This is a genomic window from Aromatoleum sp., assembly GCF_032027225.1.
GTDB lineage: Bacteria > Pseudomonadota > Gammaproteobacteria > Burkholderiales > Rhodocyclaceae > Aromatoleum.
Map to the genome: position 1 here is coordinate 225,922 of NZ_JAVSMM010000001.1, position 13,137 is coordinate 239,058.

General features: G+C 67.8%; 12 protein-coding genes. 7 read left to right on the top strand and 5 right to left on the bottom strand.

Annotated features, from left to right (window positions below; translation table 11 throughout):
- Positions 1–49: 49 nt before the first annotated feature.
- From ROZ37_RS01010 to ROZ37_RS01030, 5 genes are all read right to left on the bottom strand, one after another.
- On the bottom strand, positions 50–358 hold the full coding sequence (locus ROZ37_RS01010) for a CopK family periplasmic copper-binding protein (protein ID WP_312656776.1): 309 nt from the start codon (positions 356–358) through the stop codon (positions 50–52).
- Between the two features lie 389 nt (positions 359–747).
- A complete protein-coding gene (locus ROZ37_RS01015) occupies positions 748–1,719 on the bottom strand; it encodes a PEP-CTERM sorting domain-containing protein (RefSeq protein ID WP_312656778.1) in 972 nt (323 codons plus the stop codon).
- Positions 1,720–2,442: 723 nt separating this feature from the next.
- Entirely contained in the window at positions 2,443–2,763 is a 321-nt protein-coding gene (gene fliE, locus ROZ37_RS01020; protein WP_312656779.1) for a flagellar hook-basal body complex protein FliE, read from the bottom strand.
- A 94-nt stretch (positions 2,764–2,857) separates the two neighbouring features.
- The gene (locus ROZ37_RS01025; RefSeq protein ID WP_312656780.1) at positions 2,858–4,291 is read right to left on the bottom strand and encodes a sigma-54 dependent transcriptional regulator; all 1,434 of its coding nucleotides are present in this window, start codon (positions 4,289–4,291) and stop codon (positions 2,858–2,860) included.
- Complete coding sequence (locus ROZ37_RS01030) at positions 4,288–5,448, bottom strand: ATP-binding protein (protein ID WP_312656781.1); 1,161 nt, start codon at positions 5,446–5,448, stop codon at positions 4,288–4,290. The genes ROZ37_RS01025 and ROZ37_RS01030 overlap by 4 nt, the downstream gene beginning before the upstream one ends.
- Positions 5,449–5,604: 156 nt before the next feature.
- Here ROZ37_RS01030 and fliF point away from each other — a divergent pair, with 156 nt between their 5' ends.
- The 7 genes from fliF (at position 5,605) to fliL (ending at position 13,134) form a co-directional block, all read left to right on the top strand.
- Entirely contained in the window at positions 5,605–7,257 is a 1,653-nt protein-coding gene (gene fliF / locus ROZ37_RS01035) for a flagellar basal-body MS-ring/collar protein FliF (protein WP_312656782.1), read from the top strand.
- Positions 7,254–8,255 (top strand): flagellar motor switch protein FliG, encoded by a 1,002-nt coding sequence (gene fliG / locus ROZ37_RS01040; protein WP_312656783.1) that lies wholly within the window; start codon positions 7,254–7,256, stop codon positions 8,253–8,255. The genes fliF and fliG overlap by 4 nt, the downstream gene beginning before the upstream one ends.
- Positions 8,256–8,294: 39 nt before the next feature.
- A complete protein-coding gene (locus ROZ37_RS01045; protein ID WP_312656784.1) occupies positions 8,295–8,993 on the top strand; it encodes a flagellar assembly protein FliH in 699 nt (232 codons plus the stop codon).
- 1 nt (position 8,994) lies between these two features.
- Positions 8,995–10,389: a flagellar protein export ATPase FliI gene (gene fliI / locus ROZ37_RS01050; protein WP_312656785.1), complete on the top strand. Its 1,395-nt coding sequence runs from the start codon at positions 8,995–8,997 to the stop codon at positions 10,387–10,389.
- A 95-nt stretch (positions 10,390–10,484) separates the two neighbouring features.
- The gene (gene fliJ, locus ROZ37_RS01055; RefSeq protein WP_312656786.1) at positions 10,485–10,949 is read left to right on the top strand and encodes a flagellar export protein FliJ; all 465 of its coding nucleotides are present in this window, start codon (positions 10,485–10,487) and stop codon (positions 10,947–10,949) included.
- Between the two features lie 217 nt (positions 10,950–11,166).
- Entirely contained in the window at positions 11,167–12,426 is a 1,260-nt protein-coding gene (locus tag ROZ37_RS01060) for a flagellar hook-length control protein FliK (RefSeq protein ID WP_312656787.1), read from the top strand.
- 147 nt (positions 12,427–12,573) lie between these two features.
- Positions 12,574–13,134: a flagellar basal body-associated FliL family protein gene (gene fliL / locus ROZ37_RS01065; protein ID WP_312656788.1), complete on the top strand. Its 561-nt coding sequence runs from the start codon at positions 12,574–12,576 to the stop codon at positions 13,132–13,134.
- The last annotated feature ends 3 nt before the right edge of the window (positions 13,135–13,137 follow it).

Genomic DNA, 13,137 nt, shown 5'->3' on the forward strand with positions numbered 1-13,137 from the left:
TCCGCGATGCCGGGAAGCCCCGGTGCCGATCGTACGAGCGGGAAACGACTCAACCGCCGCGGTGCAGAGCGTGCGAGCGCTCGCGCCACACCTCGTTGCCTTTCATGACGATCGTCTCGCCGTCGACCGTTTCCATCGGCTGACCGGCGCGCATCGACACGGAGTTGCCGCGGCTGTCCTCCATTGCCATCCTGCCGTCCTTGAATACGTACAGCGTCGTGCCATCCTTGAGCGCGTAAGTCTTCTCGACATTTGCGCTGACACCAACGGGCGTGGCGACGCCGCCGGCGAAGGCGCCCGAAATCGCGACGCCGAAGGCGGCGGAAACAATGACTGCGCGAAGGACGGTAGTTTTCATGATCGGACCTCTCTCCTGTTGCCTTTTGGAGCCCCTGTGCGGGACACCATGAGGGCCATCTTAAGGAGGGGTCCCTGACGCAGCCGTGACTGCGCCGTTACCTTCCGGTCATACGTTTGTCACATTGACGTCAGGTTTCTCACGTCGTCGTTGCCGATCGCCCGACGACCGCCCGCAGCGTCGCTGTTCCAAGCGCGATTGCGCTCACCATCGCTGAGGCAGTTGCGCTTCTCTTTGTTTGCTTGCTGCGATCAGCAGACGGCGGAGCTTCCATCCCCGCCAGGCGCCCGCACGGGCGCTGTACACGCAAAAACGGCATGACCACAAAGCCATGCCGTTCGATGGAGCCAGGCGCAGCGGGATACGTCGCGCACATCCCGCCCGTCAGATCAACGCGCCGGTTTGCGCCGCCGGTTCAGCCATCCGAGACCGCCGAGACCGAGACCGAGCAGCGCGAGCGTCGTCGGCTCGGGCACGCCATTCGGCGGCGGCGGCGTCACAGCGATGGCGCCGGACAGGAAGATCTCTTCGAAGCCGTCGTTGATTCCGTCCATGTGGAACTCGACGACGAAGAGCAGGTTCTGGTCGAACAGGCTGAGATCCATCGTCGGCGCATACGCGATGAAGTCCGCTTTGCCGCTGCCGAGGTTGTGGTTCACCGGGCCGTAAGTCGCGCCGGAGTCGCCGGTTACCGCGGGGGTCAGGCCTGCGGCCAGCGCCTGACTCCCTTCGTCGAAGGCACCGTCGCCCGGCTGCAACGTCGTATCCAGCGCCCATTCGTGGACCAGCGCGCCCGTCACCGGGTCAATCAACGCAACCCGCGCGGAGAACAGCAGCGACGCGTTCGAACCGATCTGGTTCATGTCCATGTAGAAGACCGGAATGCTGTTCAACGGATTGACGAAGTGCAGATAGTTGAGGATGTTACCGACGCTCACCGGGCCGTTTACCCCATCGGCTATGCCGTCGTTGTTCTGGTCGTTCTTACCCCACCAACCGTCGAACGTGCTCGCACCGCCGGCCGGCGCGCTGGCCGGATCTTCGAAGTCGAGCGCCGCGTTCCCGCCCACGTTCTGATTACGGTTTTTCGTGCCGGCGCCGGTGTAAAGGAGCAGGTCGAGCCCGCCCGTCCCAGTCGCGAACGAATAGTCGCCATAGGTCGATTTGGGCAGGATCGTCGGGCTGGTGTTCTGGATTTCGCGCAACAGCGCGTTCGAGTACGACAGGAAATCGTCGTACCGGATCGCGACCTGCACCCCATCGACTTCCGTGCCGGGCAAGGTCAGCTGGACGGCGGCGGATGCCGAACCCGCCGCTGCCGTCGCCGCCCCGACCGCCGCAGTCGCAATTGCCGCCCGCATCCGGCGGCCGATTCCCGCGCTCCGATGTGTTCCGTCCGCTGCCTTTTTCATGATCGCCCCCCGGTCTGATTGATTGATCGCGCACATCCCCGGAACACAAAGAGCATAAAGCAGGCCTGAATTTAAAATTCTTTATATTCAATAGCTTTCGACGCGTCCGCGCAGCAAGGGCATCTTTTTGTAAATAATTCCGACACAGCCCAAATTGGGCTACCCACTCTGGGCGTATCACGTTCGGATCGTCGCGGGACCGTCGTCATCGGGCGCGACGCGGCAGGGCGTTTTCCTCCAGCCTCTGCAAGCGCTCGTCGCGCAGATGGGTGAGCAGCGCCTTGCCGTGGGCATCGACCCGAACTCCCCCCGTTGGGCTCCGGTGAAGGACTCCGCCATTCCCTCCTCGAAGAAGACGGCGTTGGGGCCGATGCTGCTCCCGCCGCCCCGCTAGCGAATCCGCATCGCGACGAGAAATGGCGCTGCTTTTTCGAAAGCATTTGGTCTGCTCCCGCCCCCCGACACCGCGGGAAGCCCACACCAGGGTCGAGTGCGGACCATAGATCGCGCCACGAAGACTCACGCGGCGTGGGTCCGGACCACCCGTTCCTTACCGCAACGGGAAGCAAGGCGCGAACTGGGAACACCTTGGGCGACGCCCAGGGTTAAGTTGGTCGAAACTCGGTGAGTGATAGGCGACGCAGGAAGATCGGTGAACTTCTACGAATGCCGTCAGACCGGCATGTTCATGATGTCCTGATACGCGGTGACGAGCTTGTTGCGTACCTGGACCATTTGCTGGAACGACAGGCTGGCCTTTTGCAGGTTCACCATGACGTCCTGGAGATTGACGTTCGGGTCACCGGTCGAGAATTCCTGGGCCATGCCGCGGGCTTCCTGCTGCGCGGCGCTGACGTCCTTCAGCGCGCCCTGGAGCACTTCGGCGAAGTCAACGCCGCTGGCAGCCTGCGCTCCCTGGGCCGGCTTGTTCGCGGCGGTCTGCGCCGTCGAGCGCAGTTCGCCGATCATCTGTTCGATTCCGCGCGTGTCCATGATCCCGTCTCCGAGACGTTCTATCCGTGTTCGAGTCTAGCAGAGCAATCTGCGTGCCAAAAGCCGCGACAAAGTTGCCGCGGGACGTGGCGCGTCATACGTCGAGTCCTTCGTCCCGATATTGCTGCAGCTTGTAGCGCAGCGTGCGCTCCGAAATCCCGAGGCGTTCGACGGCGCGCTTGCGCGAGCCGCCGACGTCGCGCAGCGTCGCGAGGATGTGCTCGCGCTCGAGGTCCTTCATGTTCGTCGGGCGCGGGTCGCCGGCCGATCCCGTCGGAAGCGGCGACCCGCCGGCAAAGCTTGCCGGGGAAGCGGAAACATTTGCCGCCGCCGGCTCGCAAGCGTATGCGAGCGCGAAAGATTCGGCCGCTGCGGCGGGCTCGGCTTGCGGCGTCGGCGCCCAGTTCGGGATGCACAGTCGGATCGTCTCGACCGGGATCGTGTCCCCGGCCGCGAGGATCAGCGCACGCTGCATCGTGTTTTCGAGTTCGCGCACGTTGCCGGGCCACGCGTGACGTGTCAGCAGTTGTTCCGCGTCGACCGTCAGATGCGCTGTGCGTCGCAGCCGTTCGCCGTGGCGCGCAAGAAAATGACGTGCCAGCGGCAGGATGTCGCCGGGGCGCTCGCGCAGCGCCGGAATCGCGAGCGGGAAGACATTGAGCCGGTAATAAAGGTCCTCGCGGAAGCGGCCGGCGGCGACTTCGCGCGCCATGTCGCGGTTGCTCGTCGCGATGACGCGGATATCGAGTGCGATCGGCTTCTTGCCGCCGACGCGCTCGACTTCACGCTCCTGCAGCACACGCAGCAGCTTCGCCTGCAGCGCAAGCGGCATCTCCGAGATTTCGTCGAGCAGGATCGTGCCGTCCTGCGCCTGTTCGAACTTGCCGGGCTGTGCACCGTGCGCCCCGGTGAAGGCGCCCTTCTCGTAGCCGAACAGCGTCGCTTCGAGGAGATTCTCCGGAATCGCGGCGCAGTTGATCGCGACGAACGGCCCCGCGCGGCGCGCCGAATTCGCATGGATGTGGCGCGCGAAGACTTCCTTGCCAGTGCCGGATTCGCCCGTCAGCAGGACGGTCGCGTCGGTATCGGCGACTTTGGCCGCGAGCGCAAGCAGGTTGCGGGTGCGAACGTCTTCCGCGATCGCGTCGTCAGTCGAGGGCGGCTTCGCCGCATAGCGGCGCACGTGTTCGAGCAGCACCTCGGACTCGAACGGCTTCATCAGGAAGTCGCACGCGCCGCCGCGCATTGCAGCCACCGCCTTTTCAACGTCGCCGTACGCGGTCATCAGCAGCACGGGCATTTGCGGCAGGCGCGCGCGCAGTTCGGCGAGGAGCTGCAAGCCGTCCATCGGCTGCATCCGCAGGTCGCTGACGACGAGGTTGAATGCCTGTCGGCCTACTTCGGTGAGCGCGGACGGTCCGCCGTCGACGCCGGTCACGCCGTGGCCGCCCATCTCCAGCGTCAGGCAGACCGCGTCGCGCAATGCATCGTCGTCCTCGACGACGAGAATGTTGAGCTGCTCGATCATGAAATTTCCTTCGTTGCGACGGCGGCGCCGTCGTCATCGACTTGCACGAGCGGCAGAGTGAGCGTGAACACCGAGCCTTTCCCGGGACTCGATTCGATCGTGATGTCGCCGCCATGCCCGCGCGCGACGCCGCGTGCGATCGCCAGCCCGAGGCCGGTGCCGTCGGCGCGAGTCGTGAAGAACGGCTCGAAAAGCCGCTCCTGCTGCGCGGGTTCGATGCCGCGGCCGGAGTCGGCGACGCGAAAGAAGGCACTCTCACCGTCGTCCGCCACTGTCAGCGACACGACGCCGCCCGCATCGGTCGCCTGGATTGCGTTCTCGATCAGGTTCGTCAGCGCCCCGCCGAGCGCCTTGCGGTCGCCGAGCACGTCAAGGTCGCCGCAGTCGCAGCGGGCCTCGAAACGCAACTCGCGGGCGCGGGCGAGCGGTTCGAGCGTGTGCACGAGTTCGCCGAGGAGATCGCAGATGCCGAAATGCTCGCGGCCGAGGCTGTCGCCGCGCGCGAACAGCAGCATGTCGCGGATCAGCCGTTCGAGGTAGCGCAGGCGCTCGATCGCGCGGTCCGCAACCTGGATGCGATTGGCGGGGCCGAGTTCGGGCTGGCGCAGGTTGCCGGTATAGAGCAGCGCCGCGGCGAGCGGCGTGCGCAACTGGTGTGCGAGCCCGGCGACCATCTCGCCCATCGCCGCCAGGCGTTCGTTGCGCTCGGCCTGCAGGCGCATGCGGTGCGTTTCGGTGACGTCGTGCAGCAGCACGATGCGTCCTTCTCCGGATTCGAGCGCGGTGACCGACAGCGACACGCGCCGCACGCTGGCTCCGGTGCCGATCGTCACGTCGCCCGGCGTCTCGGTCGAGCCGAGCTCCGCGGCGAGTTCGTCCCATCGCGTCCCGGCCGGGTCGCGGCCGAACAGCCTTTGCGCCGCGCGATTGACCTGCGCGACCCGGCCTTCGCGGTCGAGCATCACGACGCCGGCCGGCAGCGCGCCGAGCAGCACGTCGAGCCGCTCGGTGAGCTGCGACACCTGGCCCTGCAGCGCGTTGTACGCGGTCGACAGTTCCTCGGACGCGCGCGAGAAGACCGCGAACGCTTCCGCGAGACGGGCGGCGTCGAGGCGCGGACCGGGCTCGTCGGCGGCAGGAAAGGTTTCGGGGAGCATCGCGTGCGAATCCGTTTTCACGGCTCGCAGAGTACGGCGCTCCCGGCGAGCGGCAAGGGGCAAATAGACGGCAAAAACTGCCGCTTATCCGCGCGAGGGATTTGACGCCGCGGCCGACAATGTCGTCATCCGAAATAGTCTGACCCAGGGACTCTCATGGCATCCGCCGACCCCGTCGTAGCGCAGCGGCCAGCAATGCCGGCCTTGCCGGTCTTTCAGCGCATCAATGAACTGAGCCAGCGCCAGAAGCTCTCCGCTGCGGCGGCGATCGCGATCGCCATCGCGATGCTCGTCGGCGTCTGGCTGTGGTCGCGCACGCCCGATTACGCGGTGCTGTTCTCGAACCTCGAAGAGCGCGACGGCGGCGCGATCGTCACCGCGCTGCAGCAGCAGAACGTGCCCTACCGTTTCGCCCCCGGCGGCGGCGCGATCCTGATCCCGTCGGCGATGGTCCATGAAGTGCGGCTGCGCCTTGCCGCGCAAGGGCTGCCGAAAGGCGGACTCGTCGGCTTCGAGCTGATGGAGAACCAGAAGCTCGGCGTGTCGCAGTTTCACGAGCAGGTGAACTTCCAGCGCGCGCTCGAAGGCGAGCTCGCGCGCACGATCCAGTCGATCGGCACGGTCGCGTCGGCGCGCGTGCATCTGGCGATGCCGAAGCAGTCCGGCTTCCTGCGCGACGAGCAGAAGCCGACCGCGTCGGTGCTCGTGAATCTGCGCCCCGGGCGCACGCTCGACGCGGCGCAGGTCGCCGGCGTGGTGCACCTCGTGTCGTCGAGCGTGCCGCGGCTCTCGAACGACAACGTCAGCGTCATCGACCAGAACGGCACGCTGCTGACGACGCGCAGCGACCCGTTGCGGACGGCCGGACTCGACGCGACGCAGCTCGACTACGTCCGCAACCTCGAGGCGGGCTACATCCGCCGCATCGAGACGATCCTCGCGCCGATCGTCGGCGCCGAAAATTTCAAGGCGCAGGTGACCGCGGACGTCGACTTCAACCAGGTCGAGCAGACGGCCGAGACCTACAAGCCGAACCCGGCCGCGGAGCAGGCGATCCGCAGCCAGCAGACGAACGAGCAGACGACGCGCGAGCCCGCCGCGCAAGGCGTCCCCGGCGCATTGACGAACCAGCCGCCCGCACCACCGACCGCGCCGATCACGTCGCCTGATGTCGCACCCGGCGGCGACGCGGCCAACCCGCCGCTCAACAGCAACCGCGCCTCGACGATCAACTACGAGCTCGACCGCACGATCCAGCACACGCGCCAGGCGCTCGGCCAGGTGCGCCGCCTGTCGGTCGCCGTCGTCGTCAACCAGCGTATCGAGACCTTGCCTAACGGCCAGACACGCACCGTGCCGCTGACCGACGAAGAGTCGACGCGGCTGACGAACCTCGTGCGCGAGGCGGTCGGCTACAACCAGGCGCGGGGCGACAGCCTGCACGTGTCAAACGCGCCGTTCGCCGCGCCGGAAGCCGCAGCCGACGCCGCCGTTCCCGCGTGGAAGGACCCGCAGATGATCGAACTCGGCAAGGAGCTGCTGAAGTACGGCGTCGTGCTGCTCGCGCTCGCGTTCGTCTATTTCGGCGTCGTGCGGCCGCTGATCCGCAACGTCACGCCCGTGCACAAGGACACGGACGCGTTCGACGAAGACGGCGACGATGACGTGATCGTCCAGCTCAACGGCCCGACCGGTCCGACGTTCGACGACAAGCTCGCCCGCGCGAAGGAAGTCGCGAAATCGGATCCGAAAATGATCGCGAACCTGATCAAGGACTGGATGGGCGCGAACGATGAGGGCAAGAAATGAACATGCCTGACGAAGGCCTCGCGAAGAGCGCGACGCTGTTGCTCGCGCTCGGTTCGGATGAAGCGGCCGAGGTGCTCAAGCTGCTCGGCCCGAAGGAGGTGCAGAAACTCGGCACGGCGATGGCGAACCTGCCGTCGCAGCAGCGCTCGCGCGTCGAATCGGTGCTCGACGAGCTCGAGGACCACCGCGTCAAGGGCGCGCCGGTCGAGGCCGACGAGGAACAGATCCGCGCGATGCTGACGAAGGCGCTCGGCGACGAGCGCGCCGGCCATATCATCGCGCGCGTGCTGCAGGGTTCGGACACGGCCGGCATCGAAAGCCTGAAGTGGATGGATCCGATGACGGCGTCGGACCTGATCAAGAACGAGCATCCGCAGATCATCGCGACGATCCTGGTGCACCTCGAATTCGACCAGGCGGGCGAGATCCTGAAGCAGTTCCCGGACCGCCTGCGCAACGACGTGATCCTGCGCATCGCGACGCTCGACGGCGTGCAGCCCGCCGCGCTGAAGGAGCTCAACGAAGCGCTGGCGCGGATGCTTTCCGGCGCATCGGCGATCAAGAAGGCGTCGATGGGCGGCGTGCGCCACGCGGCCGAGATCCTGAACTTCGTCGGCGCCGGCGCCGAGACCGCGGTGCTCGACAACGTGCGCGAATACGATCCGGACCTCGCGCAGAAGATCCTCGACGAGATGTTCGTGTTCGAGAACATCATGGACATCGACGACCGCGGCGTGCAGACGCTGCTGCGCGAAGTGCAGTCGGATTCGCTCGTCACCGCGCTGAAGGGCGCAGCGCCGGAGCTGCGCGAGAAGATCTTCAAGAACATGTCGCAACGCGCGGCCGAGATGTTGCGCGAGGACCTCGAATCGAAAGGCCCGGTGCGGCTCTCGGAAGTCGAAGCCGAGCAGAAGGAAATCCTCAAGATCGTCCGTCGCCTCGCCGAGGAAGGCCAGATCATGCTGAGCGGCAAGGGGAACGACGATGCGTTCGTCTAAGGCGCGCGATCCGCGCAACGCGCTGAAGCGGAGCCACCGATGAGCCTGTCGCGCCATCAGGCAGCTGGTGCCTACCAGCGCTGGGAACCGCAGTCCTTCGGCGGCGCCGACGAAAGCCGCGGTCGGGCGGAAGCGGCGCGGGCCCCTCTTCCGCCGACCGAAGCTGCGCCGCAGCCGGAACCGCAACCGGAGATCCAGTTGCCGACCGCGGCGGACCTCGAAGCGATGTACGAGGACGCGCGCCGCGAAGGACTTGCGGCCGGCCGCGAGGAAGGCTACGCGGAGGGTTACCGCGACGGCGCACAGCAGGCGCGCGACGAGGCCGCACGGATCGCCGCGCTCACGACCGGCCTCGATGCCGCGCTGACGCGCCTCGACGAGGAGGTGTCCGAGGAAGTCGTCGGCCTCGCGATCGAACTCGCGCGGCGGATGGTGCGCCACACGCTCGCCGAGCAGCCGTCGGCCGTCGTCGACATCGTGCGCGCGGCGCTCGCGCAGCTGCCACAGGGCCACGCGCGCATCCACCTGAATCCCGCCGATGCCGCCCTCGTCGCCCGCCATCTCGGCGAGCAGCCCGGACATGTGCACCATTCGATCGTCGAGGACGACGCGGTGAGCTGCGGCGGTTGTCGCGTCGCCAGCGTGACGAGCGAAATCGATGCGACCGTCGAGACGCGCTGGCGCCGCATCCTCGAAGGGCTCGGCCGCAGCGACACCGCGTGGCAGGAGCACGACTGAGATGCGCGGCGCCGACGCGTGGAAGGGCTACCTCGCCGAACATCGCCGTCTGCTCGCGAGCGTGACGCCGTTTCAGACTTCCGGGCGCCTCACGCGCATCAACGGCCTCGTGATGGAAGCGGCCGGCCTGAAGCTGCCGCTCGGCGCGGATTGCCGCATCGTCGCGAGCAGCGGCGCCGCCGTCGAGGCGGAAGTCGTCGGCTTCAACGGCGACAAGCTCTATCTGATGCCGACCGACGACGTGTTCGGCCTCGCGCCGGGGGCGCCGGTGCTGCCGGTCGAACCACGCCCGTCGCGGCCCGCGGTCGGCGTCGCACCCGTGCCGCGGCGCCGCACGTCCGACCGCGCAAAGCATCTGCCGGTCGGCGACAAGCTCCTCGGCCGCGTGCTCGACGGCGCCGGACGTCCGCTCGACGGCCTCGGGCCGCTCGACACGACCGACACGCGCTCCTTGCAGAGCCGCCCGTTCAACCCCTTGTCGCGCGCACCGATCGACACTCCGCTCGACGTCGGCATCCGCGCGATCAACGCGCTGCTGACCGTCGGCCGCGGCCAGCGGCTCGGCCTGTTCGCCGGCTCGGGCGTCGGCAAATCCGTGCTGATCGGCATGATGGCGCGCTACACCGCGGCCGACGTCATCGTCGTCGGGCTGATCGGCGAACGGGGCCGTGAAGTCAAGGAATTCATCGAGCAGAACCTCGGCGCCGAAGGGCGCGCGCGCTCGGTCGTCGTCGCCGCGCCCGCCGACACCAGCCCGTTGATGCGCCTGCAGGGCGCGGCGTACGCGACGACGATCGCCGAGTACTTCCGCGACCAGGGCAAGCAGGTGCTGTTGATCATGGATTCGCTGACGCGCTACGCGATGGCGCAGCGCGAGATCGCGCTCGCGATCGGCGAGCCGCCGGTCACCCGCGGCTACCCGCCGAGCGTGTTCGCCCGCCTGCCGGCGCTGGTCGAGCGCGCAGGCAACGGCCTCGAAGGCGGCGGCTCGATCACCGCGTTCTACACGGTGCTCGCCGAAGGCGACGATCAGCAGGACCCGATCGCCGACTCCGCGCGCGCCATCCTCGACGGCCACTTCGTGCTGTCGCGGGCGCTCGCGGATCAGGGGCACTACCCCGCGATCGACATCGAGCAATCGATCTCGCGTGCAATGCACGGCCTCGTGACGCCCGAACATTTCGACCTCGTGCGGCGCTTCAAGCAGATGTTCTCACGCTACCAACGCTCGCGCGACCTGATCGCGGTCGGCGCCTATCAGCCTGGCGCGGACCCGATGCTCGACCGCGCGGTCGCGATCTACCCGAAGCTCGAAGCCTTCCTGCAGCAGCGCATCGACGAGCAGGAAACCTACGCGCGCGCGACAGCCGGCCTCGGCGGCCTGTTCGCCGCCTGACGCTTGCCCGACGCGCCGCCGCATCCGACTCGCATGTCCGACCTCCCTCGAACCTTGCCCCTTGTTCGCCAGCGCCGCGCCGCGGCCGATGATCGATGAGCCATTCCTTTCCGCTGAAGCCCCTCCTCGACCTCACACAGACCCGCATGGACGACGCCGCGCGCCGCCTCGGCCAGCTGATCGCGAGCGAACAGGAAGGCACGCGCAAGCTCGAGCTGCTGCAGAACTACCGTGCCGAGTACGAAACGCGCTTCCACGATGCGGCGCGCAACGGCCTGAGCCCGGAGGCATGGCGCAACTACGCGAGCTTCCTCGGCCGCATCGATGAAGCCGTTGCGATCCAGGCCGCCGCGGTCGAGCGCTCGCGCCACCTCACGGTCGCGGGCCAGGAGGCGTGGACGGAGCAGCGCAACAAGGTCAAGGCCTTCGACACGCTGCAAAAACGCTTCGACGCCGGCGTAGCGCGGAACGCGGCGAAACAGGAACAGCGCGCTTCAGACGAATACGCGGCGAAGCGCTACCGCGATCGTGAGGACACCGACGATGCGGGCGCCGCATGACCAGCGCCTCGTCGAATGGCATGGAGCTTGCTAATACACGTCGCGCTCCATCGAGAATTGCAGCAACAGGAATTCCAGCATGTCCGACTCCGCCCTGAACGCCCTGCTCCGGCCCACCGCATCGTCGCCGCTGTCCGCGAGACCTCAGAAAACGCCGCCGCCGGCGGGAGGCGAGCCTCGTTCCGACGACAGTTTTTCGAAGGCGCTGGAACGTCGCATGAATCCCGCCGAACAGGGTGTCGGCCGCGGGACGCGCGACGCGCAGCGGCGGGACCCGGCAGTGCGCAGGAACGAAGCGGGGCGCGACGCGCAGGCCACGCGGCAGGAACAGCCGCTGCGCAACGACGCCGGATCACGCGAACGGACCGACGCCCGCCCCGCCCGCGGACCGGCCGGCGCGTCCGAGCGCCGCGATGCGAAGGTCGCGGCGACCGGTTCCAGCGCAAAACGGGAAGCACCGGCCCAGTCCAAAGCCACGCCCCCCGCTGCCGAAGCCCGCGTGACGCTCGATACCGCCGCAGCGTCGGAAAGTGAGCAGGCCGCGACCGCCCTCCCCGCCACCGCGCCTGCCGGCAGTCCGGCAAGCGATCCGTCCGCAGCGGCAAGCCTTGCCGCGCTGCTGCCGAATGTTGCCGCGCTGCCCAGCGCGCCGGCCGCAGGCGACACGGACGGGATTCCGCAGGAGGCTGCGCTGCTCGATGGCGCCGGAAGCAGGACGGGCGCATCGCTGCTCGAAAAACTGATCGCCGAAGCGGGCGGCCGAATCGCGTCCGCCGACGGGTCGGAGGCCGGCGCGGGCGCTTCGCCCGCCAACGACGAAGGTAGCCCCGCGGCTGCCAGCGACAAGGCCGCGACGATCGGCCTGCCATGGAAGGCCGACGGGGATGCTGTCGCGACCGACGCCTCGACCGGACGCGCTGCACCGGCGGGCGCGACCGCCTTGGCCGCGAACTCCACCATCCCGCAACCCGAGACCCAACTCGGCCTGCACGCCGCGGGCGTCACCCCGACCGGCCGCGTCGAGCAGCCGCTGCCGCAACTGCCGGTGACAACCCCTGCCGGACAGCCAGCCTGGGCGGAGGACGTCGGCGGACGACTGGTGTGGATGGTCGGCCGCCACGAATCGAAAGCCGAAATCGTGCTGACCCCGCCGACTCTCGGCAAGCTCGAAGTGTCGATCCACGTCGGCGCCGACCAGGCGACCGCACATTTCGTCGCCGCAACTTCCGCTGCGCGCGACGCGCTCGAGCAGGCGATGCCGCGGCTGCGCGAAGTCCTGCAGCAGGCCGGCATCAACCTCGGCCAGACGAACGTCAGCACGTCGGGCGAACAGCAGGCCCAGCAGCACGCGCCCGGGCGGCAGAACGGCAGCCGGTCGGTGAGCGGCGGGCTGGGCGAGATCGAGTCCGCGGGCGCACCGGCCGCCACCCGCCATTGGGTGCGCAGCGGGAGCGGGGTCGTCGACACCTTTGTCTGACCGCCCATCGACCGCGCGCGAAGGGCGACCGTGCCCGCGCCCGCAGCCCGAAGGCCTCGAATAGCGGCCGCTCTCCCCCACATTTCCGCCCTTGGTCGCGTCATTGCGCGCGGGATAATGCAAGGGTGGAAACAGGAGAAATGATTCATGGCAAAGGCCCCCGCCACCCCGAAACCCGAGGCCGCTGAAGCCGCGCCGGTCGCGCCGCCGCGGAGCAAGAAGCTCCTGATCATCGCGATCGCGCTGGTCGTCGTCGTGGTGCTGGTGCTCGGCGGCGTCGCGGGGCTGCTGATGCTCAAGAAGAGCAAGTCGGCTGACGACGAGCACGCCGAAGATGTCGCAGCGACGCAGACGTTCGACCTGAGTAAGCCGCCGACCTTCGTCTCGCTGGAACCTTTCGTCGTCAACCTCGCGCCCGAGGATGGCGAGCGCTACCTGCAGGTCGTGCTCGCGCTGCGCGTCGCCGACCCGAAAACCGGCGAGATGATCGGCGGCTTCATGCCGGCGATCCGCCATCAGATCAACCTGCTGCTCGCGGGCAAGCTGCCGTCCGAGCTCGCGACGCCCGCCGGCCGCGAAACCCTCGCCGACGAGATCGTCGAACGCACCAACGGCGTGTTCGGCGGCAAGCGTGCGAAGGACTCGGACGCGAAGGCGCCCGCCGGGCCGATCCAGTCCGTGCTGTTCAACTCGTTTATCATCCAGTAAGGA